This is a genomic window from Phormidium yuhuli AB48, from assembly GCF_023983615.1.
Lineage (GTDB): Bacteria > Cyanobacteriota > Cyanobacteriia > Cyanobacteriales > Geitlerinemataceae > Sodalinema > Sodalinema yuhuli.
In genome coordinates this window covers 1,933,218-1,955,334 of sequence record NZ_CP098611.1, presented here as the reverse complement: position 1 = coordinate 1,955,334, position 22,117 = coordinate 1,933,218, and the positions used below count along the sequence as shown (strand labels likewise).

At 53.7% G+C, this 22,117-nt stretch carries 19 protein-coding genes and 1 tRNA gene; 3 read left to right on the top strand and 17 right to left on the bottom strand.

Annotation, left to right across the window (positions count from 1 at the left end; genetic code table 11):
- Nucleotides 1-2 precede the first annotated feature (2 nt).
- Nucleotides 3-611: an ExbD/TolR family protein gene (locus NEA10_RS08435; protein WP_252664871.1), complete on the bottom strand. Its 609-nt coding sequence runs from the start codon at nucleotides 609-611 to the stop codon at nucleotides 3-5.
- A gap of 25 nt (nucleotides 612-636) precedes the next feature.
- The gene (locus NEA10_RS08430) at nucleotides 637-1,437 is read right to left on the bottom strand and encodes a MotA/TolQ/ExbB proton channel family protein (RefSeq protein ID WP_252664870.1); all 801 of its coding nucleotides are present in this window, start codon (nucleotides 1,435-1,437) and stop codon (nucleotides 637-639) included.
- Nucleotides 1,438-1,609: 172 nt separating this feature from the next.
- On the opposite strand from NEA10_RS08430, the gene NEA10_RS08425 reads away from it, so the two are divergent.
- Nucleotides 1,610-3,565: a CHASE2 domain-containing protein gene (locus NEA10_RS08425; RefSeq protein ID WP_252664869.1), complete on the top strand. Its 1,956-nt coding sequence runs from the start codon at nucleotides 1,610-1,612 to the stop codon at nucleotides 3,563-3,565.
- A gap of 50 nt (nucleotides 3,566-3,615) precedes the next feature.
- Here the strand turns inward: NEA10_RS08425 and NEA10_RS08420 are convergent.
- From NEA10_RS08420 to xseA, 11 genes are all read right to left on the bottom strand, one after another.
- Nucleotides 3,616-3,688 (bottom strand) — tRNA-Glu (locus NEA10_RS08420).
- Nucleotides 3,689-4,077: 389 nt separating this feature from the next.
- Complete coding sequence (locus NEA10_RS08415; protein ID WP_252664868.1) at nucleotides 4,078-4,935, bottom strand: formylglycine-generating enzyme family protein; 858 nt, start codon at nucleotides 4,933-4,935, stop codon at nucleotides 4,078-4,080.
- A gap of 168 nt (nucleotides 4,936-5,103) precedes the next feature.
- Nucleotides 5,104-6,792, bottom strand: coding sequence for a formylglycine-generating enzyme family protein (locus NEA10_RS08410; protein ID WP_252664867.1), 1,689 nt, complete (start codon nucleotides 6,790-6,792; stop codon nucleotides 5,104-5,106).
- Nucleotides 6,793-6,797: 5 nt separating this feature from the next.
- Complete coding sequence (locus tag NEA10_RS08405; protein ID WP_252664866.1) at nucleotides 6,798-7,883, bottom strand: VWA containing CoxE family protein; 1,086 nt, start codon at nucleotides 7,881-7,883, stop codon at nucleotides 6,798-6,800.
- The gene (locus NEA10_RS08400) at nucleotides 7,880-8,854 is read right to left on the bottom strand and encodes an AAA family ATPase (RefSeq protein WP_252664865.1); all 975 of its coding nucleotides are present in this window, start codon (nucleotides 8,852-8,854) and stop codon (nucleotides 7,880-7,882) included. The genes NEA10_RS08405 and NEA10_RS08400 overlap by 4 nt, the downstream gene beginning before the upstream one ends.
- On the bottom strand, nucleotides 8,854-9,864 hold the full coding sequence (locus NEA10_RS08395; RefSeq protein ID WP_252664864.1) for a hypothetical protein: 1,011 nt from the start codon (nucleotides 9,862-9,864) through the stop codon (nucleotides 8,854-8,856). Before NEA10_RS08395 ends, NEA10_RS08400 begins: the two co-directional genes overlap by 1 nt.
- 4 nt (nucleotides 9,865-9,868) lie before the next feature.
- Complete coding sequence (locus NEA10_RS08390) at nucleotides 9,869-10,774, bottom strand: trypsin-like peptidase domain-containing protein (protein ID WP_252664863.1); 906 nt, start codon at nucleotides 10,772-10,774, stop codon at nucleotides 9,869-9,871.
- Nucleotides 10,762-11,082, bottom strand: coding sequence for a CU044_2847 family protein (locus NEA10_RS08385; RefSeq protein ID WP_252664862.1), 321 nt, complete (start codon nucleotides 11,080-11,082; stop codon nucleotides 10,762-10,764). Before NEA10_RS08385 ends, NEA10_RS08390 begins: the two co-directional genes overlap by 13 nt.
- A gap of 194 nt (nucleotides 11,083-11,276) precedes the next feature.
- Nucleotides 11,277-11,804, bottom strand: a complete 528-nt coding sequence (locus NEA10_RS08380) for a GNAT family N-acetyltransferase (RefSeq protein ID WP_252664861.1) — start codon at nucleotides 11,802-11,804, stop codon at nucleotides 11,277-11,279.
- A gap of 6 nt (nucleotides 11,805-11,810) precedes the next feature.
- Nucleotides 11,811-12,011, bottom strand: a complete 201-nt coding sequence (xseB, locus tag NEA10_RS08375; protein ID WP_252664860.1) for an exodeoxyribonuclease VII small subunit — start codon at nucleotides 12,009-12,011, stop codon at nucleotides 11,811-11,813.
- A 42-nt stretch (nucleotides 12,012-12,053) separates the two neighbouring features.
- Nucleotides 12,054-13,310 (bottom strand): exodeoxyribonuclease VII large subunit, encoded by a 1,257-nt coding sequence (gene xseA / locus NEA10_RS08370; RefSeq protein WP_252664858.1) that lies wholly within the window; start codon nucleotides 13,308-13,310, stop codon nucleotides 12,054-12,056.
- A gap of 282 nt (nucleotides 13,311-13,592) precedes the next feature.
- On the opposite strand from xseA, the gene recA reads away from it, so the two are divergent.
- Complete coding sequence (recA, locus tag NEA10_RS08365; RefSeq protein ID WP_252664855.1) at nucleotides 13,593-14,714, top strand: recombinase RecA; 1,122 nt, start codon at nucleotides 13,593-13,595, stop codon at nucleotides 14,712-14,714.
- Nucleotides 14,715-14,800: 86 nt separating this feature from the next.
- Here recA and NEA10_RS08360 read toward each other — a convergent pair whose 3' ends face one another.
- The 4 genes from NEA10_RS08360 to bchL all read right to left on the bottom strand — a co-directional run bounded on the left by NEA10_RS08360 (nucleotide 14,801) and on the right by bchL (nucleotide 20,187).
- The gene (locus NEA10_RS08360; RefSeq protein WP_252664854.1) at nucleotides 14,801-15,766 is read right to left on the bottom strand and encodes a protochlorophyllide reductase; all 966 of its coding nucleotides are present in this window, start codon (nucleotides 15,764-15,766) and stop codon (nucleotides 14,801-14,803) included.
- Nucleotides 15,767-16,075: 309 nt separating this feature from the next.
- Nucleotides 16,076-17,485, bottom strand: a complete 1,410-nt coding sequence (locus NEA10_RS08355; RefSeq protein ID WP_252664853.1) for a ferredoxin:protochlorophyllide reductase (ATP-dependent) subunit N — start codon at nucleotides 17,483-17,485, stop codon at nucleotides 16,076-16,078.
- Between the two features lie 37 nt (nucleotides 17,486-17,522).
- Entirely contained in the window at nucleotides 17,523-19,073 is a 1,551-nt protein-coding gene (locus NEA10_RS08350) for a DUF5331 domain-containing protein (RefSeq protein WP_252664852.1), read from the bottom strand.
- Between the two features lie 250 nt (nucleotides 19,074-19,323).
- The gene (gene bchL / locus NEA10_RS08345) at nucleotides 19,324-20,187 is read right to left on the bottom strand and encodes a ferredoxin:protochlorophyllide reductase (ATP-dependent) iron-sulfur ATP-binding protein (RefSeq protein ID WP_252664851.1); all 864 of its coding nucleotides are present in this window, start codon (nucleotides 20,185-20,187) and stop codon (nucleotides 19,324-19,326) included.
- 458 nt (nucleotides 20,188-20,645) lie between these two features.
- Here bchL and NEA10_RS08340 point away from each other — a divergent pair, with 458 nt between their 5' ends.
- Nucleotides 20,646-21,974: a tetratricopeptide repeat-containing glycosyltransferase family protein gene (locus NEA10_RS08340; RefSeq protein ID WP_252665322.1), complete on the top strand. Its 1,329-nt coding sequence runs from the start codon at nucleotides 20,646-20,648 to the stop codon at nucleotides 21,972-21,974.
- Nucleotides 21,975-22,117 lie beyond the last annotated feature (143 nt).

Genomic DNA, 22,117 nt, shown 5'->3' with positions numbered 1-22,117 from the left:
GTTTAAGGGTCTCCCGGGGAGTCGAAGGAGTCAAATTCTAGTTCGGGTTCCATCCCCGGCTGACTCCCATCGGGGGGAATTTCAAAACGGGGTAAGCCGGGGTTGAGGGGGGACTCTAGGGGCGACTCCTCGGGGATGGGTTCGGGGGAGATGGGGGCGTCGCCGAAGGGGTTTTGTCGGGGGTTACGCTCTAGGGGGGATTCCTGACTGGGGTTGACGCCTAGGGAGACGCGATCGCCCCCGATGGAGCGCAACAGGTCGAGAACCTGAATCACATTGTTGTATTGAGCCATGGGATGGCCGAAAACGACCACTAAGCCTTCGGGATTTTCCGCTTGATAGGCCTGTAGGCGATCGGGGAGTTCGTCCATCGTCACGGGGTCGCGATCGACAAAAATACGGCCAATGGGGTCAATGCTGACTCGGAACATTTCCCGCATCTGCTGTTGACCGGTGCTGGCCTGGGGTAAACTTTGCTCGATCGCCTGCTGACGGGTCAATCCCACTGCCCCAAGGATGAAAAATGTCAAAATACAAAAGATGACATCCATCAAGGGCAGAATCTCGATATGGGCGTTGTCCTGAGCGGCGTCCATGTGTTTGAGTTTCATAAAACTGAAAGTGGAGTCTGAGGGGCTAGTTGTTGGAGTTGGTCTGCTCGTTGGGGGGGGTCTCGGCTGCACCGTCGTCAGCTTTGGATGAGTCGGAGTTGTGGTGGTCGGCGACGGTTGCCGGTTTTAAGTCTAAATCATCAGTCTTGGGGGTCGGTTCATCCTTGGCGGTCTGGGTTTCTTTGTCCTGAGGCGGGCGTTGGCGTTGGGACCAAAACTGGCGATAGCACAGTTCTAGGGCGTTACCACTTTTGCGAAAGACCTTGGCTTGGTTGACGACAAAGCCTTGAAAGACACGGTAGAAGCTGAGGCTAATGATGGCGACAATTAAGCCGGTGGCGGTGCTAATGAGGGATTCGCCAATCCCCTGAGTGACGCCCTCCGTGGCGGTGGTTCCTAAATCGCCGATGCGGATGGAGCCGAGGGATTCAATCAGACCTAACACGGTTCCGAGCAAGCCGAGTAGGGGGGCGATCGCAATCACGCCCTCTAAAATCTTGTCTCCCCGCCGCATATTGGCTAACTCTTCATCAGCGGAGGCTTCTAAGGCTAATTGAAATAACTCCGGGTCGGGGTTTTCAAGTTGGAGGGGAGCATAGAGAAAGCGAGCAATGGGACTCGATCGCCCCTGACGGGCAATTTCGGCCGCCAAGTCCCAATCTTGCTCGGCCGTCTCCAAGACCCGATTCACTAACGCGCGCTCTTTGGGGAGGACGCGGGCCCAAAACCACAGTCGCTCAAAAATGGTGGCGATGGACAACACCGACAACACCAGCAGCGGAATCATGGCAATCCCGCCTTTCTCAAATAGTTCTAGGATATTCACCCGTTCTTCTCCTACGTTCTCAAACTCTCAAAACCTGGGGGGCCCATGCTTAGAGTCCCACTTCTATCTGATGCAGGTCAAACCGTCAGAGGGACTTCCTCAAATTCTAGCCAATTTATCTTAAGTCCTAGGCAACGATCTAGAATTAGGGGGGCGTTTCCAAAAATCCTTGATGGTTTGGGTCAATCTCCGTAAGCAAGTCCAGCCGTACTGGTCTCAATGGCAAGGGATTCTCATGGCTGGGCCCGGTGTTGCCGTGATGTTACTGCTATTGCGGGGGTTAGGCCTGTTACAACCTCTGGAATGGGCGGCCTATGATCGCTTATTTCTACTGCGTCCCGAGAGTCCCCGAGATGAGCGGATTCTCATTGTTGGGGTCACGGAAGCGGATTTGGAACGCTGGGGGTCACCGTTTAATGATGAGACCTTAGCCACCCTTTTGGAAACCTTGGAGGACGCAGACCCTCGGGCCATTGGTTTAGACTTTTACCGCAATCTCCCCGTTGAACCCGGACATGAGCGCCTGGTTGAGCTGTTTGAAACCTCAGACCGTATTATTGGCATTGAGAAACAGGTCCCGGACCAACAGGGGGGAAGGATTGGTCCGCCACCGGTTTTAGCGGAGCGGGGACTGGTGGGGGTGAATGATGTCCCGGTGGATGGGGATGGCCGCTTGCGACGAGCTTTGTTGTTTTTGACGGATGAGGAGGGCAATTCTCGCCCCAGTTTAGGCTTTCTTTTGGCTTGGCTCTATTTACAGCAGGAGAGGGAGTTTGACCCCGAGGCCCAGACTCATCCTGAGTATTTGCAATTGGGGCGGCGGGTGTTTTATCCCTTTGAGGCCAATGATGGGGGCTATGTGCGGGCTGATGCGGGGGGCTATCAGATTTTGCTGAACTTCCGGGGGGGACCGGGGTCCTTTGAGATGGTCTCGATGGCTGAGGTGTTGGATGGGGAGGTCAGTCCTGAACGACTCCGCGATCGCCTGGTCTTGATTGGTCCGCTGGCGCCGAGTTTAAATGATTTCTTTTACACTCCCTATAGTCAGAATCTCTGGGGGGGATTGTTGGAGGGGCCCGATCGCATGAGTGGGGTGGAGTTTCAGGCTCATCTCACCAGTCAGGTAATCAGTGCGGCCCTGGACGATCGCCCCTTGATTCGAGTTTGGCCGTCTCTGTGGGAGATGCTCTGGATTGTGGCTTGGACCTCGGGGGCGGCGGTTTTCTATTGGCGTTGGCGTCAGAGTGCTGGGGGGCTGTTGGTGATGTTGGCAGGCTGGATTGTCCTGGCGGGGTTGGGCTATGGGGCTTTTTTGTGGGGGTGGTGGATTCCGGCGATCGTTCCGATGTTGGGCCTGGGGGCTGGGGCGATCGTGATGACGAGTTATGTGGCTCGTTTGGAACGGGAGGACCGCGCTCTGATGATGCACTTATTTGGTCGTCATGTGACCTCGACGGTGGCGGAGGAAATTTGGCGACAGCGTCATGAACTGGTCCGGGAGGGGCGGTTACCGGGCCGACGGGCTACGGCCACGGTGTTATTTACGGATATTAAGAATTTCAGTACCTTAGCGGAACAGATTGATGCCGAACCGCTGATGGGTTGGCTCAATGAGTATATGGAGGGGATGGCGGAGGTGGTGTTACGCCATGAGGGGGCGATTGATAAGTTTATTGGGGATTCGGTGATGGCGGTGTTTGGGGTGCCGTTGTTACGGGAACGGGAGGATGAGATTGCGGCGGATGCGATCGCGGCGGTCCGCTGTGCGTTGGATATGGCGGAGAGGTTGCGCCAGTTGAATGCTCGTTGGCAGGAGCAGGGCCAGCCGATTATTGCCATGCGGGTGGGAATTGCCACGGGCCCGGTGGTGGTGGGCAGTTTGGGCAGTTCCCAGCGGGAGGATTACACGATTATTGGTGACAGTGTGAATGTGGCGGCGCGCTTGGAGAGTTTTGATAAGTCGGTGGAGGGGGGACTCTGTCGAATTTTGGTGAGTGAGTCGACTCATCATTATGTTCAGGGGCAGTTTCCCGTTGAACTGTTGGGGAATGTGCTGTTGAAGGGGCGACAGAAGCCGGCGAAGATTTATCAGGTGCGCTCTGAGGCTGAGGTGTTGGGGGAGGATTAGACGACCAAAAACCGACCGCCGGGGTGGGGCGATCGCTTTTTGGTTGGGAATACCCCCAGGGGAATTCGAATCCCCGTCGCCTCCGTGAAAGGGAGGTGTCCTAGGCCTCTAGACGATGGGGGCGTATTCGCTTTCGGTGTGAGTCTTTGACTCAACACCTTTACTAGCCTAGCCCCAAGTTTTGCAAATGTCAAGGGGTGGGGCGATTTTTTTTGGGAGACCAGAGTCAGCGCCGGATGCTCCTGGGGAGGAGAGGCTGGGGGATTGCCAGGAGTGGATACCCGGCCGTTTCTGGGCGGCAACTCACCCATTTTCGCCGGTTCGGCTCAATAGACCTTCGTGCCAGGCTGTAGGGGCGAACAATGGTCACTGAGCGATCGTGGATGTGATGTATAGGAAGCCTATCGAAACGTGGTATGAACAAAAATTCAACTCGCCGTTAAGCGAGAACCTAAAGGGCAAGAGGGGAAAAGGACAAAGGGCTAAGAAAGAGTCCATCTCCTTCGGAGACGCTACGCGATGGACGCCGCGCACGCAACCCGAAACCCTCTGTAGGCGAAGGCGATGGTGGGGGAATAGTCGACGCGGACAGCAGAGCGACAGTACCCCGGAACATCCAACCAGGAGCCGCCACGCAGTACTTTGGGGGCTTCTGTACGATTTTCATCAATCCAGGGGCTGCTGTCATCTGGCGCTCCGTTGTAATTGTCGTGCCAATCATCCGCGCACCACTCCCAAACGTTGCCGTGCATATCGTAGAGTCCAAAGCCATTGGCGAGAAAGCTTCCCACCTCCGTCGTTTGCTTTCGGTACTTTCCTTTCGGACCCCGTCCGTAAGACCCCGACCAATCTAAATCCTTGTCATCTGTTCCCCGGTAATTTGCCAACTCGGTTGTTATCGTCTCACCGAAGTGGAAGGGGGTTGACGTTCCCGCACGACAGGCGTATTCCCATTCTGCTTCACTCGGCAGTCGGTAGTCTCGGCCGCTGTGTTGCGAGAGTCGCCGACAAAATTCCACCGCGTCGTCCCACGATACGCTCTCGACCGGTCGGTTCGCTCCTTTAAACCTCGAAGGGTCTGGCTTTAAGGCTCGTTCCACCTGGGGTAATGCCGCCACTGTTCGCCACTGAGCCTGGGTCACGGGGTATTTTCCTATTAGGAAGATCGGAACCCTGACGCGGTGGCGGGGGCTTTCGTTCATTCGGTGGTCTAACTCATTTTCGGAAGACCCCATCCAGAACTCGCCCCCCGGAATCAGCACCATCTCCAAGTCGGCGCCGTTTCCCAGAGGTTCACGCCAGTCGCGCCCTACCCGCCGCTGGCGACGGATGACGAGGTTTCCGGGAGGTGAGACGGCTCGCTCGGACATTGGCTCAAGACTTGGCAGGATTAGTTTGGGTTGGGCTGGCTCGCGTTTCGGGAAATGCCTACTAAGCGAACCCGCCGAGGTTTTCAATTGGCCCTTAGACAAAAACCTGACAGGCAACGGAGTTAAGAGGACAAAGGGCTAGAAAAGAGTCTACCTCCTTCGGTTACGTTACGCGATGGATGCCGCACACACAACCCGAAACCCGATGACGTCGATGGCGCTGACGGGCGAAAAATCAACGCGGATGGCAGAGCGACAGTTCTTGGGATTGACATACCAGGCACCGCCACGCAGCACTCTCTTGATTTTTGTAGGATTCTCATCAACCCAGGCGCTGCCGTCATTTGGCGCTCCGTCGTAATTGTCGTGCCAATCGTCCGCGCACCACTCCCAAACGTTGCCGTGCATGTCGTAAAATCCAAATCCGTTTGCCGGAAAGCTGCCAACATCTTTAGTTTCCTCTCGATACTCTCCTTCGGGTCCCTCCCCATAAGTCGCATTGCCATTGTAATTCGCCAACTCACTACTCAGGGCATCACCAAAGTAAAAGGGTGTCGTCGTCCCCGCACGACAGGCGTATTCCCATTCCGCTTCACTCGGCAGTCGATAGTCTCGCCCGCTATGTCGCGAGAGTCGCCGACAAAATTCCACTGCGTCGTGCCACGATACCCGCTCTACTGGTCGGTTCGCCCCTTTGAAATGGGAAGGCTCTGGTTTTAAGGCACGTTCCACCTGGGGCAGCGCCGCCACCGCTCGCCACTGAGCCTGGGTCACGGGATATTTCCCCAAATAAAACGGCGACACCTCCACCTCATGCTGGGGCTTTTCGTCGTCGTTATTCCCCGGTTCGTCATCAGGAGACCCCATCATGAACTTACCCCCTGGTACAAATACCATTGCTAAACCCGTGCCGTCGCCCAACTTTTCAACAAACTGCTGTGCCGAGCCGCGACGGCGCTCGATGTCCCAGCCGCCAGCCGCCCCCCGGCTAATCTGTGCCGTCTCGAACTCAAACGACTCAAGAACCACCCCATCGTTCTCTGCTGGCTCCTCTAACGTCTCGACAAACTCCACAGTCCCCGTCTCAAACTCAAAAGGCTGCAACCCCTGAAGCCAAGATGCTTCTATCCCAACTCCACCCGGCAGGAGTTCAGCGGGCAAGTGTAACTCTGTATCGAGAACCTGGTACGTCTTCTGCCAGTCCTCCACAGGAATCGCCTGGGGTTGCGCTCCCACCTGGGTTATCAGCCGGGCGTACTCCAGCAAATCCCGATACTCTTGCAATTCCGGAGCTAGTTCCTGCACAATTTGGGCTAATCTTGCCAGTTCAGCGGGCTGAATGGGGGGGAACGGGCCAATCTCCGGCGCAGCGGCTCCGTGGCGAGCAAACTCGGCGGCAATCTCGCCCACTGCCGCCTCCCGTTGGGGTTGGAGATAAACCATCGCCGCCCACTGTTGCGCCTGAAGCAAGGGTGCAGATAAACCGTTAGTACGACTGAGATAGTGATTGTAGGTCATCAGACTGCGGGCAATGGCCTCAAGCCGCTGCCGTCCGAACCGCTCATCCTGTTCCAGTTGCCCCAGCAAGCGCGATCGCACAGCACTAGACATCATATATAACTCAAAGCCCGCCGGACGGCAGAGGTCCGAGAGCAACAAATCCACTTCCGCGACCCAAGGCACCCCCTCGGCACGCAGGAAGCGGTTGCGAATGAAGTTGACCAGTTCTGGGGTCAGCACTAACGGGAGTGCCATGTGCTGAGCCAACAGGCGATAGGAGGGCTGAAACTCCCCGACGAAGTAATCAATGGCGCGACTAGCCCGTTCTAATTCAGCAGATGCAGCGGTTGCAGACATCGTCGTTAACCTCCCAACTGACAGCGTACAGTATCAATGGCCTCGCTCAGTCCCTCCGGGGTCATGGGAAACATGGGGACGAGATGACGCAGGATGCCAGCAGAGGTTTTCGACCAACGGGAACTGGGCATGGGGTTGAGCCAGGCCAGGGCGTTGGTATAGTGGCGGATGTCCTGTAAAACTTGCACCGTAGCACGAACCCGCGTCCGCTCACGGTAGCCTCGGGCGGCCCCGGCATCGCTGACGATGAGGAGAGCGGTGTTGGCGTCGCAACGGCTAAGAATCTGCCGCAGTGGGACAGGACGGGTGAGATAGGGGTTGTCATAGACGGAGGCTGCTGGGATGTTGTGGAAATAGAACACATGAACCCGCTCCGGATTGAGGGCGCTTTCGTAGCGGGCGGTTTCGACTAAGTCCCGGGTGAAGTGATGGAAGGGCATCATCGACCCATTGCGATCGACCAACAGCAGTAATTGCGCCTGGTTTTCCCGCTGGCGCTGATAGACGGGGGCGAGGAAAAACCCCTGTCGCGCCGCACTGTCCACCGTCGCCGCCACGTCCAGCAGGGTTGCCGGACCCGTTGGCACGTCCCGCCGCAGGTAACGCCAAGCATAGGACATCGATCGCCGGGTAATGGGATAGTCGGAGTCTAGGAAGGTCAGCTCGTCGGGGGGAGCGGGGAGGTCAGGCGGGGGCGCTTTCAGGGGATAGGGGGCAAGTTCGGCGGCTGTGGGGTCTGGCTGAGGTGGCCGGTCCGGTTGGGAGGTCTGGGACGGTGGTGGGGGGGGTGAGGAGATATCCGTCGGGGGGGGTGATGCTTCCTCAACGGGGAGGGCCGGGGCAGGTTGCGATCGCCCGTTGCGGATACTATCCCACACCGACTCCCACTCGGTTTGCAGGTGGGCGCGATCAATGTCCGATTTACACCACAGCAGTTGTAGCACTTCCTGGAGTTCTGCCTCATCTCCACGTCCCCAACCCCCTTCCAAGGTCCGCAGAGCGACCAAATACTCCTCCATCCCCAGGTCAAACCGCTGGCGGACGCGCCGAAACAAGGCTTCGATGAGTTCGTGAGCTTGACGCTGTCTCATCCTGTTTCCTCGGCGGTGACAAACTCCTGTTGCCAATCTTGTCGTAATTTCAGCAACAGTTCCCGATAGGGCAAGGTTTCTAGGCTCAGTTGGTCAACGGGGAAGGGCTGTGTTTGGAAACCGGCTAAGGCCCGCAGCCAGTCGAGAAATTCACTGGTTCCTGGGGGTTTAACGAGTCCCTGTTCCCGGACCTGGAGGAATAGGTCAATGGCGCGGTCAACCAGTGGCTCGGGGGGGGGCGCAACGGCGTCGCCCTCGTCCTGGGAGTTGCCGGCTTGGGGCTGATAGTGAGCGGCAACAATTTCGGGCAGGCGCTCTTGAGGGAATTTGAGATAGTAGTAGAGACAACGTCGTAGGAAGGGGGCGGGGAGGTTGCCTTTTTCTTTGTTGCTGGTGACGATGACAATGGGCTTGTGTTTGGCTCGAACGGCGCGATCGCCCACCTGTCCTGTTTCCCGAATTTCAAAGGACCAAGGCTCATCTAAGACGGCCAGGAGGTCGTTGGGAAAATCGAGTTCGGCTTTATCAATTTCATCGATGAGGAGGACGGCTGGGCGATCGGCGTTAAAGGCTTTGCCAATGGCCCCTAACTCAATGTAGTCTCCTGGCTTTTGCGGATCGCGATGTCCGTCTTCTGGCAGTTTCTGGGTTTTATCGCAAATTTGCACGTCGTGAAGCCGTAAAATGGCATCGTATTCGTAGAGTCCTTCTTTGGCCTTCGTTGTCGAGCGGATATCCCAGCGATAAAACGGCAACCCGAGTTCATAAGCCACCGCAACCGCCAGTCGGGTTTTACCGCAGCCGGCCTCGCCTTCGAGCAGGAGTGGTCGCCGCAGATAAATGGCTAAGTTGACGGCGGTTTTCAGGTCATCTGCTGCCACGTAAGGCTCTAATTTGCTCGGTGAGTCGGGATGGGGGTTTTGGGGTCTGCGAGCAGGATTTCCGTCAAAGTGATACTGGTTTAAGGACATTATCCAGCCTCCATGTTTTCATATTCTTTCAGAATCAACTCTACTACGTTAACTGGAACCCCCTCTGTTGTTCGATAAAAACGCCTGGCTAAATCTTGAATTGCCGGGAAGTTTCGGGTATATTTCGGCGGCGGAAAACGACACATCCAGTCTTTTATTTCTGTTTCAGTCCAGCAGGATAGAGGTAAGTGAACGAGGGATGTTTCGCGGCTAACCTGACAAGGATTGTAAGTGTCGTGTTCAGCGTAATAGGGCTGTTTTAGAATGTCTGGATCATTGGATTGACAGATGATGAGTGCAAACAGTTGAACCTTGACCAGTTTCTCTATCTGACAATGGCTTTGGCAGCGGTCAATTAACGGTAACCAGAAGCTGTCTAAAAACCACTTCAAAACATGATAAGGGTCTTGAAGTTCGTCCCAATTATAAATCTTAAATACCCGAATACTGCCAATTTGTAACGATTGACAGATTTGGGCGATCACCTGTTCAGGGGTTGCCGGTTCTGACTCACCTAAATATCCCAAAATCTTGGACAGTAGCACCTCTTGATTTTTAGGTTCACCGGGAGCAAATTCAATGGGAAAACTTTGAATATCCTGACATTGAGTGCTGAGAGTATCTTCGATATGCTGGGCGAGAATATCTCCCCGAAGGCGATAGGCTTCGTTCAAGAAAAATGCAGCCGCCCCTCCTGATTGTTGGACTTGATTTGAAATTCGCCCAAAATACTGTTTAGATTGACAGTAATCTATAGAAATAAAATTGCCCTGAAATCCTTTTTTGAATGTTATTATTTTGGAATCGCTACGTTTTTTTGAGGACTTAAGCTCTAGTTCTTGAATCTCTGCCTCAAGTGTATCATATCGAGAATAGAGAGTGTTAAGGGCCCTTTCTTTACGCTTATAGTTAACGTCATCATTGATAGTCGAAAGTTCTGCTTCTGCAATCTCGATTTCTTCATCGAGAGTTATCAAGCGTTGTCGTAATCCTTTAAGTCTGCGACTCATCCTCTCAAATTACTCTCAAATTCTTGATTTGCTGTTCAATCTTGTTGTACCTGTCGTATAAAATTTCGAGCTGTCTCTCTAATCGAATTCGGCTAACGTCATCATTCGTTGCCGCAAGTTGCGCCTCTCCAATCGCAATCTCCTCACTGACATCCTTAAGCCGCGCCTGCAAGCCTCTGAGCCTCGGATTAGATGGGGGAGTCGGGGACGCTCCTACTCCAGAGTCAATCCTTATGTCAATTCCCGGAATACGAGACCAAACCGTTCGCAGTTGGCTCACGGGTAGCATGAACGCCACCTTGGAGTTGGGTTGATTCTTTTGGGGACGTTCAGCCTGAACCACCATCCCGACGACAGCTTCCAGGGTTTCATCCCAGACGGGGGCGCCACTAAACCCCTGTTCAATGCTGCGACCCTGCGCTTTAATATCTTCAATCGACACCCAGCCGTTCCCCATTTGCTCTCGCAGCACCCCTGAGGCCCAGATTCCCACGGGAACGCCTGTTGGGAAACCTAAAATGCGGAACTGATGTCCCCAGGCCCCCTCCCCGACGGTGACTGGGGTTAGGGTCTCTGGGGTGCGATCGAGTTTGAGAATCGCGATATCGGCGGGGTTTGCCAGTGAGGGGGCGTCGATGGCTACTTTGTAGGGTAACCAGGCCACCACTTGGCCCGTTACCCGTTCTCCTTGAGCCGCCAGGAGGAATTCTAACTCGATAGGCTGCTGTGGTGAGTCTTGGCTGTCGGCCGGTAGGTTTAGAGCGGCTGTCACGACGTGAGCGCAGGTGATGAGATATCCTGGGGCGATCGCGAATCCTGCCCCGACGACGGTTCCATTGCTGTGGAAGATTCGGGCGAGCGATCGCTTAAAGGCTTGGAAACCCTCGGACTGGGGGGTTAACGCTTCCATTTCAAGGTCACTTCAAAGTTTGCCTCGGCACCAATCTGAGTTACGACGGCACTCAGTTGGCCTTGGATTTTAACACCAAATTTAACTTCGACGTCGTTGGCGGGGGTGGTTAGCCCGCTAAATTTTTTCTCAATGGCAGCCGCTAGGGGGACAATGTCATCGATGGCTTCTTCAAATGTTTTCTGGGCTTTGATGGCAAATTCTCCGGCCTTGGCGGCTGGGGCGGTAACTGGCCCGCCGGTCACGTCTTCGACTTCAATGAGAATGGTGCGATCGCCCTCGACTTGAAATTCAACTAATTGGGTCACGATTACCTCTCCTTTTTGTTGGTTTTTTGATGACTTCTCCATATATTACCGGCAAACGCTCTGATGCTGTTAAAGAGACCAGAAACCCGGTGTCTTGGAGACACTCGGGTTCTCCGCTGTTGATTGGGGTTAAATGGGGGTCTTCTGGGTTCAGGGTGACTAAGGAGAAGTGATGGCAGATTACATCCGTTGCCCTAGGAGCATAACTCACTCCTACTCCTGAGTTTTTTTTCTAAATATTGGTGAGGAATGCCAACTTCTAGAAACTCACCGCTGATAGACTGATACCCGAGTTTTTGGTAAAATTCAAGGGCTGACACTCTGGCTGCTAAATTGATTGTTTTGATGTGATATTGCCTTAAATAGTCTTCAACTTCTCGGATTAAAAAGCATCCTAGTCCCTGTTTTTGCAGTTCAGGAACCACCGCCATTTGTCGTAGTTTCACCCGTTCTTGAGTTTTGGGCACAATGACAACACAAGCTAGCAATGGGGCAAGTTGGACTGAAGATGGTATAATGCCAAAATGACCTTGATGGACTTCATCCTCTAGATTTTCTGTCCAAATTGATAACCCTAATGGTTGTCGTAAAACCTGGTCTCGCAGGGTTAACGATTGTTGATATAACGGAGAAGAAACGGGATACGTCACAACCTCAATCTTACCAAGCTGGGGGTGCGACCCGTAGGTTAACTGTTGGGGATAGACGTTATCCGTAAACATACTCCCTTATGAGTCACTCAGGGTTTCAAGTAATACGTCAAGCTGCTGCTGCTTTTGCCCGAGGAATTGCTCACAGTCTTGGAGATGTTCAGCGGCGACAGTAAATTTAGTGAAGACATCGTCTAAATTGAGTTGTCCAGATTCGATATTCTGGATGATGCGCTCGATTTCTTCGACGGTGGCTTCGTAGTTCCAAGAGTCAGTCATGGGATATTGACGGGAGATTAGAGAATGGGAAAGAGCCGGCGATTAGGATTGGCTGAAGGGCGCGGGGCCCTCGCTGCCGGTGGAGGTGATTTTTACCTTAACCCATCCTTGGGCCAGTTTCACGGATAAGACTCGTCCAGGTCGCAGTTCCTCGGCGGAACGGATAATCTCCCCCCGAGGATTGCGGACGACGGCGTAACCCCGATCTAAGACGATTTGCGGGTTGATGGTGGTAAGACGTTCTTGGAGAAATTGATGGCGTTGTTGGGCCTGCTGTAACCGTTGCTGACTGGCATGAATCAGCCGCTGTTTGAGATTCTGAAGCTGTTGCTGTTCTCGGTTCAGTTGGCGCTGAATTGGGGCGATATCCAGGCGCTGACGGAGCTGATGGAGATGCGATCGCACTCCCCCGAAATAGGTCATCATCACTTCTTCTAAACGCTGCTGGCGATCGCGATGGGCCTGGATGAGACGCTCTAGTTCAGGAACCGCCCGTTTCGCCGCCGCCGTGGGAGTTTCCGCCGCCACATCAGCGGCTAAGTCCGCCAGAGATTCATCCCGTTGATGCCCAATTCCGGTAATCACGGGATAGGGACAGAGGGCCACGGCCCGCACCACCCGTTCATCATTAAACACCGCTAAATCCTCCGCCGACCCCCCACCCCGGGCGAGAATCACCAACTCAGCCCGGCCATCCGCCGCCACCCGCGCCAGGGCCCGCTCAATACTCGCCGCCGCGCGATCGCCCTGAACCCCCGTGGGAGACAACAGCACCTGAAGCCCCGGGTAACGCTGGCGTAAGGTACTTTGAATATCCCCCCAGGCCGCCGCTTGAGGAGAGGTGACCACCGCAATGGTTTGAGGATGTTCAGGGAGCGATCGCTTGCGTCTGGGGTCAAACAATCCCTCAGCCGTGAGACGCTCACGCAATTGTTGATACTGCAAGGCCTGCATCCCCGCACCGAGGGGCAAAACCTGAAACCCATAGAGTTGATACTGACCCCGACCCCGAAATAGGCGAATGTTCCCCCCCACCACCACTAACTCCCCCAACTTCGGGGGTGTGGCCAACTTCGCCACCTGACTTTTCCAGATCACCCCATGGAGGAGTGAACCATCCTGGCGATCGCGCAGGGTAAAAAACAACCCCGACCCATGGGACTTACAACTCGAAACCTCCCCCACCACCCACACGGGCCGCAACTGGGGATTGTCCTCCAACAGCGATTGTACATAATCCGTCAACCCAGCAACGGTGATACTTCCTTCAGGAATCGGGAACTCAACAGCTTGCATCATCTAAGTTGGGAGGGCAACAGCGGTCATCGTCAAGCCTCCAGTTTAACCGCTTTTCCCCCTCAGCGTCAGTTCCCCCAGTCCCGGAACTGTCCCGAGAGGGATTCTGTACTAGAATGATGTATCTGCTGCAAACCCAGAAGATCCAGATTTTTAGATCAGCTTTTAATATCGTGTCGTTCTCCAGCAACGCTACAGGTTCTGCCCTGTAACCGTCCCCGTTGGCGGTTCCTCCCCGGCCCACAAGCCGGTCAATCAGTCCATTCATCGAACATTGAGGCAAGTATGGCGACCCCGATTACTCAGAACTCCGAAAAGCAGAAAGCTTTAGACATGGTGCTAAACCAGATTGAACGGTCCTTTGGTAAAGGAGCGATTCTACGGTTAGGCGATTCAGCGCGGATGCGCGTTGAGACCATTCCCAGCGGCGCCTTAACCCTGGACTTAGCCCTCGGCGGTGGACTCCCGAAAGGACGTGTGATTGAAATCTATGGCCCCGAGAGTTCCGGTAAAACCACCGTCGCCCTTCATGCGATCGCCGAAACGCAAAAAGCTGGGGGAATTGCCGCCTTCGTGGATGCGGAACACGCCCTAGACCCCACCTATGCGGCGGCCTTGGGGGTGGATATTGAGAATCTCTTGGTCTCCCAACCGGACACCGGGGAGATGGGACTGGAAATTGTTGACCAACTGGTGCGTTCCGTCGCCGTGGATTTGGTGGTGGTTGACTCCGTCGCGGCCCTAGTTCCCCGCGCGGAAATTGAAGGGGATATGGGAGATATCCATGTGGGCCTACAGGCGCGACTGATGAGTCAGGCCCTGCGAAAAATTACCGGTAATATCGGCAAATCGGGCTGTACGGTCATTTTCCTGAACCAGTTACGGCAAAAAATCGGCATTAGTTACGGGAGTCCCGAAACCACGACTGGGGGAAATGCGCTCAAGTTCTACTGTTCCGTGCGCCTCGATATCCGTCGTATCCAAACCCTGAAAAAAGGCTCTGATGAATATGGGATTCGGGCTAAAGTCAAGGTGGCTAAAAACAAAATTGCACCGCCGTTCCGGATTGCTGAATTTGATATTCTCTTTGGTCAGGGAATTTCCCAAGTTGGCTGCTTACTGGACTTAGCCGAGGAAACTGGGGTGATTAAGCGCCGGGGGGCTTGGTATAGCTATGACGGAGATAATATCGGTCAGGGCCGAGATAATTCGGTGCAATATCTCAAGGATAACCCCGAGTTCGCCGCCACCATTGAGGAAAAAGTCCGTCAAGAACTAGCCATGGGGGCGATGGTTTCTTCTAATAGTGTGGGTAAAAATGGGACGTCCCAAGATAAGGGCGATGATAAGAGTCCAGTGGAGTCCTCGGTGGGGAGTAACGGTAAGGGCAAAAACGAAGAAGAATAGTCTCAGGGCGATCGCGCGATGACAAAACCGAGGCCAAACTCCTGGCCTCGGTTCTTTAAATTTCAGGCGTGGACAGTCAAGTCAGCCTAGGCGAGTCCCACCAGTTTCATGCTTAAATCCCACATCCGCTCACCTCGTTCATCATCTCGTGCTTGGGGAGAAACTTTCTGAACAAAGGATTTGCGGTCTTTTTTCTGGCGGTTCCCCCAACTCCAATAGGCCCCAGATTGGCGATATTCGGGGTCAGCCACCACCGCTGCGACTCGTTCCCCGGAGAGTTCCTGGGAAACATAGCCTTTGGTGATGTATTTTTGGAAGATGGGGAAGATTTTTTGAAAGAGGGGATAGTGATTACGGAAGAGGGGAGTGTCGGCGACACAACCGGGATAGAGGGAGGTAAAGGTAATCCCCGTTTCTTCGTGATAGCGCCGGTGCAGTTCCCGCATGGTTAGCACGTTACAGACTTTGCTGTCTTTATAGGCTTTCACCGGTTCAAAGGCTTTGCCATCAGCCATGGTGACGGGATCTTTGAAACCTTTTTCAAAGCCCTCAAAGTTACCCAAGTCGGGACGGGGGGGAATCTTCCCGCCGAGTTCGTCTGGGTTATGGGTGACGGTTCCTAGGATGACCATGCGCCGGTCTTCATAGGTCGATCGCTTCATGTCCTCAATCATCACATTGCAGAGGAGGAAATGACCGAGGTGATTGGTGGTCATGGTCAGTTCATAGCCTTCGGGCGATCGCAGGGGTTCTTTGATTAAAGGCATATAAATCGCCCCATTGCAGACCAACGCATCCAGAGGACGGTTGAGACTGCGGAAATTGGTCACAAACTGACGCACACTGGCCAGAGAGCCGAGGTCAATGTGCATGATGGTATAACTTCCCTCTGGAAGTCCCACCTCTTTGGCGGCGGCTTCGGCTTTTTCGAGATTGCGACAGGCCATGACCACATGCCAATCATCCCGAGACGTGAGAGCTTTGGCGGTATAGAGTCCGACGCCGGAAGATGCGCCCGTGATTACAGCCGTTCGGTTGCGATCCTGTGCCATGTTGAGTTAATTTTTTTTAAAGTTTATTGACAAGTACACACGAAATTGATTTCACATTGCGCTCAGGCTGCGCTGAGGGTGCGATCGCAAAGTGCCCATTTTCTGAGTCTTGAAGTTGGGCTTCTAAGATACTTAATATAAACCAAAAATTGAGCGATCGCAACTGGTTTTAAAGAAGGCAATAGGCAATAGGCAATAGGCAATAGGGGAAGGCAATAGGCAATAGGAAAGAGGACGACCCCGTTTGGGATCGCCCTTGGGGAGATGGACTCGCTCAACGGGTTGGCGAGTTACCGTCTCACAGTAGCCTTAAACCTGGGCGTCTTCTTGGACTAACGTCTCCCAGCCTAAGTGTTTGAGATTGTCATTACGACGTAGGGGACGGGTGGCTAACTCTAATAAATCGCGAGTGTTGGCAAAGCCGTGAATTTGGGCAAAGGTAAACTCAACTGACCATTTAGTGCTAATACCACGAGCCTCTAAGGGGTTCGCATGAGCCATTCCCGTAATGACCAGATCAGGATTCAACTCCTTAATCCGTTGCAGTTGATTGTAGTTATCGGGCTTCTCAACAATCCTGGGATAGGGAACACCCATCTCATCACAGGTTTTGGCCAAGAAATCCAGTTCCGCCTTTTGATAGCGTTTATCCATATAGGGAATGCCAATTTCCTGAACCGTCATGCCGCAACGGGTTAAAAAGCGGGCTAAGGAGATTTCTAGTAAGTTATCTCCCATAAAGAAGACCGATTTACCCCGCAACAGTGCCACATACTCCTCGACACTCTGCCAAATCATTTGCTCTCGTTCCTCTAGGCCCTTCGGTTCAATGCCAAATACGGAACAAATCTTCTCAACCCAGGCCCGAGTTCCATCGGGACCAATGGGGAACGGGGCCCCGATGAGTTTACACTTGCGACGACGCATCAACGTTGTTGCTGTGCGACTGAGGAAGGGATTAACCCCGCAAACATAATCCCCCTCAACTAGCGGCGGCAGTTCGGTGTAGCGTTTAGCCGGTAGCATTCCCGAAACTTGAATTCCCTGTTTTTTCAGTTCCAGACTCAGTTGAGTCACAACCGGGTCTGGGAGAGAACCGAACAAGGTCAGAGGAGGATGGTCAACATACTCAGTAGTGGCGGTTTCTTCCTCCTCTGCCTTGCGACCGAAATCGAGTAGACGCTTGATGGCATTGCGTTCCGTTTTTTCTGACTCCACCCGCTGACTGGGACAGCGTTGTGCCATGGCTGCCAAGACGGTGTCTTCCCCTTGGGTGAAGGCATAGTCCAACCCATTGGCCCGAGCGGTCACGATGGGAATGCCGATTTCAGCTTCGAGTTTGGGGGCTAACCCTTCCAAGTCCATCTTGATGATTTCTGTGGTGCAGGTGCCAATCCAAACAATGACACTAGGGTTGCGATCGCGCTTAATTTGTTGGCACAACCGTTTCAACTCTTCGTAATCATTCAGCTGAGCCGATACATCCCCCTCTTCAAGTTCCGCCATGGCATATCGGGGTTCTGCAAAAATCATCACCCCCATGGCATTTTGCAAGAAATAGCCACAGGTTTTAGTGCCAATAACCAGAAAGAAGCTATCTTCAATTTTCTGATACAGCCATGCCACACAGCTAATGGGGCAAAAGGTGTGATAGTTCCCCGTTTCACACTCAAAATTGAGTGCATTGGGTTGTGCATTGGGTTGTGCAGCAACAGTCATGGAACAGTTCTCCTAATATCAGGGGTGGTCAGTGGTGTTATTCAAGGTCTGACAACAAATTGGAGATCTCGGGATCTTCCTCATCGTCGTCATCTTCCATCAATGCCCCAAACGCTGCCTCATCGAGCTCATCATCATCGCCGAGATCCCCTAAGCCCGAGTCGTCATCATCGTCTCCAAAGGCGGCGAGATCGAACCCGTTATCATCATCCGATGACTCATCTTCCCCACCGAACGCAGCGAGATCGAGTCCGTCGTCTCCATTGTCATCATTGTCAGAAGTATCATCCCCGAAGGCGGACAAGTCCATGTCTTCCCCATCGTCCGACAGGTCATCATCGCCTCCAAAGGCAGCGAGATCGAGTCCGTCGTCTCCATCATCGTTATCGTTAGAAAGGTCATCCCCGAAGGCGGATAAGTCCATGTCCTCTTCATCGTCTGACCCATCATCGGCAAAGGCGGACAAGTCCGTATCCTCCTCATCGTCTGATGCATCATCGGCAAAGGCGGACAAGTTCATGTCCTCTTCATCGTCCGACTCATCATCATCGGCAAAGGCGGACAAGTCCATGTCTTCCTCATTGTCTGACCCATCATCGGCAAAGGCGGACAGGTCCATGTCTTCCTCATCGTCCGACAGGTCATCGTCGCTTCCAAAGGCCCCAAGATCCATGTCATCAGTGCCATCGTCAATGGGGGATTCATCCCCACCGCCAAAGGCATCGAGATCCATGTCATCACTAATCTCGTCAGCGGGAGACTCATTATCAGTAAATGCTGACAAATCCACGTCACCGCCATCATCACTGCTCTCTTCGACCGGCAGCTCTAGATCCGTCGGTTCTTCAGAAAGTCCAGCGAAGGGATCAAGTTCTTCGGCATCCTCTTCGAGATCGCTATAGGCATCTGAGGCATCGTCGAGAACACTAGGATCTTCCTCTTGAGCTAAAAGCTCGGCCTCGGGAGCCTCATCGTCAATCATGCTGGCTTCAGGAGCCTCTTCCACAGTCTCAAGGATACTCAAATCCTCGTCCTCAGTTTCGTCGATGCCGGCAAAGGCTTCGTCTTCTGTGACATCGGGGATCTCGTCTGAGATGATATCCACCTCCGGTTCCGCTTCAGCCACGGGTTCGGAGATATCTTCAGGGGCAGGGGGTTGGGGTTCGTCGGAAACTAGGCTGCCCACGGCCACACCAGCGGCCGTGAAGTCCCCAGTTTCCGACTCACCAAAAGGGTCGTCTTCAGTCTCCTGGGCGATCGCATCAGACTCGGGGGCCGGCTCGGGGCTGGGAATCTCGGTTTCGGGATCTAACCCTAGGGCAATGTCAGGGTCAAAGTTCAATCCCATCACTTCGATGAGAGTATCGGGATCGGGATTGAGTCGAGAAAAGGGCAACATCAGTTGGGCCAGCTTCGGTTCAATTCCATTGAGGGAACCGATGATGAAGTAGGACGGAGGACGACGACCTCCATCGGGGGTTTTGACGGCAGCGACCTGCATGTGCAAGTTCAGCCATTCGCGGTTGGCTTGGTAATACTCCAACCACTTCTCTTTGAGGGCGCTTGTAAAGCTATCGAAAAATGCCATGGTTTTTATTTATCCCCGGAGTTGCTGCGTTGTTCATTTCTAGTTTATCCGCCTCAGTCGAAGGTACTCCGTCTTGAAACGGCATTAGGCATTAGCCTGTACTGAATCATACTAGGCTAGCTGACAACTCTGGTGCTTCATCACGGCAAGCTGTAATAGTCGTTGACATTTCTTGTCATGGGGACTGGGACTTGGACGGCTACTGACACCGATGGCTGATGTTCTTAATCTGGACGGCAAGACTTTGGCCTTAGACCATCATTAAGTCAGGTTCGGCGTCGACGGTAGCCGGGGGTTGTTGAGGATTGAGGTAGAAGTCTGAGAGTAAGGCAAACAGATCCCGATCAGCAGCATCTTTGGGCACAACTCCCTCGGGAAGTGCCAGAATCTGATCGGCAATGTTGAGGTAGTAGTCACAGACATAGTTGAGGACGGCCTCGGTTTCGGCCATCTCAAAGAGGGTTTTCCCTTTGACGCGAGAGACGCGGATATCTTCGATTAGGGGTAAGACTTCCAAGACGGGCATGGGGACGGTTTCGATGTATTTGTCGATGAGATCCCGTTTGGAGGTGCGATTACCAATGAGGCCGGCTAGGCGCAGGGGATGGGTTCGTGCTTTTTCCCGCACGGAGGCGGCGATGCGATTGGCGGCAAAGAGGGCATCAAAGCCGTTGTCGGTGACGATGAGGGCGTAGTCAGCATAGTTCAGCGGCGCTGCAAAGCCACCACAGACGACGTCGCCGAGAACGTCGAAGAGAATTACGTCATATTCGTCAAAGGCGTTGAGTTCTTTGAGAAGTTTGACGGTTTCTCCGACGACGTATCCACCACAACCCGCTCCGGCTGGGGGACCGCCGGCTTCCACGCAATCGACACCGCCGTAGCCTTTGTAGATCACGTCTTCGGGCCAGATGTCTTCGTAATGGAAGTCTTTTTCTTGGAGGGTATCGATGATGGTGGGAATGAGGTAGCCCGTTAGGGTGAAGGTACTGTCGTGTTTGGGGTCACAGCCAATTTGCAGGACTTTTTTACCGCGACGGGCCAGGGCAACTGAGATGTTGCAACTGGTGGTGGATTTACCAATGCCGCCTTTTCCGTATACTGCTAATCTCACCCGATTTTCTCCTTTAGTTCTGACTGGGGGACGGGCGATCGCCTCTGGGGTCGAGTTGTCTTGGCGATGCGATCGCCCGTCTTCCTTGTTGTTTGCATTATGGGGGATGTGTTTGGAGATTAAAAGGGTTGCAACATTTAAGTTAAGGTCTCTAACGTCTTTATAAGAATTTAAGATTTTCCAGGAATCGAAAGATGCACGTCAGCCCCCCTTAGGCGGTTTTAAGGATTTTTTTAAAGGTTTATACGTTGGTTTATTTATAAATAGTGACAAAAACAAAACTGAAGATTTGAGAGGTGATAGGGAGCTGAAAGCTTGTCAGCCGTCTGATAGTCCGGTGATTGGGATTGGGGATCATGGGTTTGAGGCGATCATATAAAGAATGCTAAATTTTTCTGCGGGAGTGGCTTGCCTGTCGGTGACAGCGCCCTTTGACCTGGTAATGAGAATGACCTGTGATGGAGTTTGAGACGGCGTTAGGCTGCTATGAAGCCCAGGAGTACGATCGCGCGATCGCCCTCTGTGAGACTCTGTTAGTTCAACAGCCTCAGCGTCTGGATGTGTTGAATTTGCTCGGGGGGATTGCCTTTAAGCAGGAGAAGTGGTCAGACGCGATCGCCCATTATCAGGAGCTACTACAGCATCATCCCCATTGCGCCACGGGCTATGCCAATTTGGGGCGCACCTGGCAACAACTCGATCGCCTGGAGGAGTCCCAGAGTGCCTACTGTCAAGCGTTGGCCCTCAATCCAGAGGCATCTCAATGGTGGTTTAACTTAGGCTATGTCTATTGGGATTTGGGAGAGTTGGAGGGGGCGATCGCCTGTTTTGAGACCGTCTTACAACAGGTTCCCGATTGGCATGAGGCCCGCAGTACCCTATCCCTAATTCGCTTACTCCAGGGAGATTTTCAGCAGGGATTTGCCGATTATGAGGCCCGTCCTTCCCGGCGAGACTTAGCCGCTAGCTTCCCTCAGGGAGACTTAATCTGGCAGGGGGAACCCTTAGGGGGTAAAACCCTGTTGTTACTGGCAGAACAAGGCTTCGGCGATGCCATCCAGTTTGTCCGCTATGTGCCGCAATTAGCCGCTGAGGGAGTTCGAGTCTGGTTACGCTGTCGATCGCCTCTGTTGCGTTTGTTTCAAGGACTTCCGGGGTACGATCGCCTCTTCGCTCTCGAAGATCCCATCCCCCCCTGGGATGCTCACGCCTTACTGATGAGTCTGCCCCATTTACGACAGACGACTCCAACAACCATACCCACTCAGGTTCCCTATCTCTATCTGAGTCCCCATTGTCGTCCCCCCTTACCGCCGCCCAAACAGCCAGGGGCTAAGGTGGGGTTAGTCTGGTCGGGGAGTCCCACCCATCGCAAAGATGGCGATCGCTCCTGTTCCTTTGCCGCGTTTCAAACCTGGTTCGACCTGCCGAACATTCAGTTCTATAGCCTCCAAACCCCAGTCCGCCCCGAGGAACAGGCAGCTCTAGCGGCAGAGGAGCGCATCATTGACCTGGCCCCACAAATTCGGGACTTTTGGGATACAGCGGCTCTCATTGCAGAACTGGATCTGGTGATTAGTGTTGATACCGCTGTCATTCACCTGGCGGGGGCCCTAGGGAAGGCGGCTTGGGTGTTGCTGGCGAAGGTTCCCGATTGGCGTTGGGGGTTGGAGGGCGATCGCAGTCCCTGGTATCCCAATGTCCGTATCTTCCGTCAGTCTCAGCGGGGAGAATGGCAAGATATCCTTCTGGCCGTGCGGGAACAGCTATGGCGATGGGGACCCTAAATGCTGCCAGATAGGGGGGAAACAGAGCATATGTGATGCTTATCACATATTTTCGTGTTAGCGATCGTATAGAAACTTGAAGCCGATCGCTGTGAAACTGAAATCTAAAGGTGATACTAAGATTATCGAACTGAGGTGATTTT

Coding starts and splice junctions, on each gene's coding strand:
- NEA10_RS08435 (WP_252664871.1), bottom strand. CDS start 611: ATGAAACTCAAACACATGGACGCCGCTCAGGACAACGCCCATATCGAG.
- NEA10_RS08425 (WP_252664869.1), top strand. CDS start 1,610: ATGGTTTGGGTCAATCTCCGTAAGCAAGTCCAGCCGTACTGGTCTCAA.
- NEA10_RS08415 (WP_252664868.1), bottom strand. CDS start 4,935: ATGTCCGAGCGAGCCGTCTCACCTCCCGGAAACCTCGTCATCCGTCGC.
- NEA10_RS08410 (WP_252664867.1), bottom strand. CDS start 6,792: ATGTCTGCAACCGCTGCATCTGCTGAATTAGAACGGGCTAGTCGCGCC.
- NEA10_RS08405 (WP_252664866.1), bottom strand. CDS start 7,883: ATGAGACAGCGTCAAGCTCACGAACTCATCGAAGCCTTGTTTCGGCGC.
- NEA10_RS08400 (WP_252664865.1), bottom strand. CDS start 8,854: ATGTCCTTAAACCAGTATCACTTTGACGGAAATCCTGCTCGCAGACCC.
- NEA10_RS08395 (WP_252664864.1), bottom strand. CDS start 9,864: ATGAGTCGCAGACTTAAAGGATTACGACAACGCTTGATAACTCTCGAT.
- NEA10_RS08390 (WP_252664863.1), bottom strand. CDS start 10,774: ATGGAAGCGTTAACCCCCCAGTCCGAGGGTTTCCAAGCCTTTAAGCGA.
- NEA10_RS08380 (WP_252664861.1), bottom strand. CDS start 11,804: ATGTTTACGGATAACGTCTATCCCCAACAGTTAACCTACGGGTCGCAC.
- xseB (WP_252664860.1), bottom strand. CDS start 12,011: ATGACTGACTCTTGGAACTACGAAGCCACCGTCGAAGAAATCGAGCGC.
- xseA (WP_252664858.1), bottom strand. CDS start 13,310: ATGATGCAAGCTGTTGAGTTCCCGATTCCTGAAGGAAGTATCACCGTT.
- recA (WP_252664855.1), top strand. CDS start 13,593: ATGGCGACCCCGATTACTCAGAACTCCGAAAAGCAGAAAGCTTTAGAC.
- NEA10_RS08360 (WP_252664854.1), bottom strand. CDS start 15,766: ATGGCACAGGATCGCAACCGAACGGCTGTAATCACGGGCGCATCTTCC.
- NEA10_RS08355 (WP_252664853.1), bottom strand. CDS start 17,485: ATGACTGTTGCTGCACAACCCAATGCACAACCCAATGCACTCAATTTT.
- NEA10_RS08350 (WP_252664852.1), bottom strand. CDS start 19,073: ATGGCATTTTTCGATAGCTTTACAAGCGCCCTCAAAGAGAAGTGGTTG.
- NEA10_RS08340 (WP_252665322.1), top strand. CDS start 20,646: ATGGAGTTTGAGACGGCGTTAGGCTGCTATGAAGCCCAGGAGTACGAT.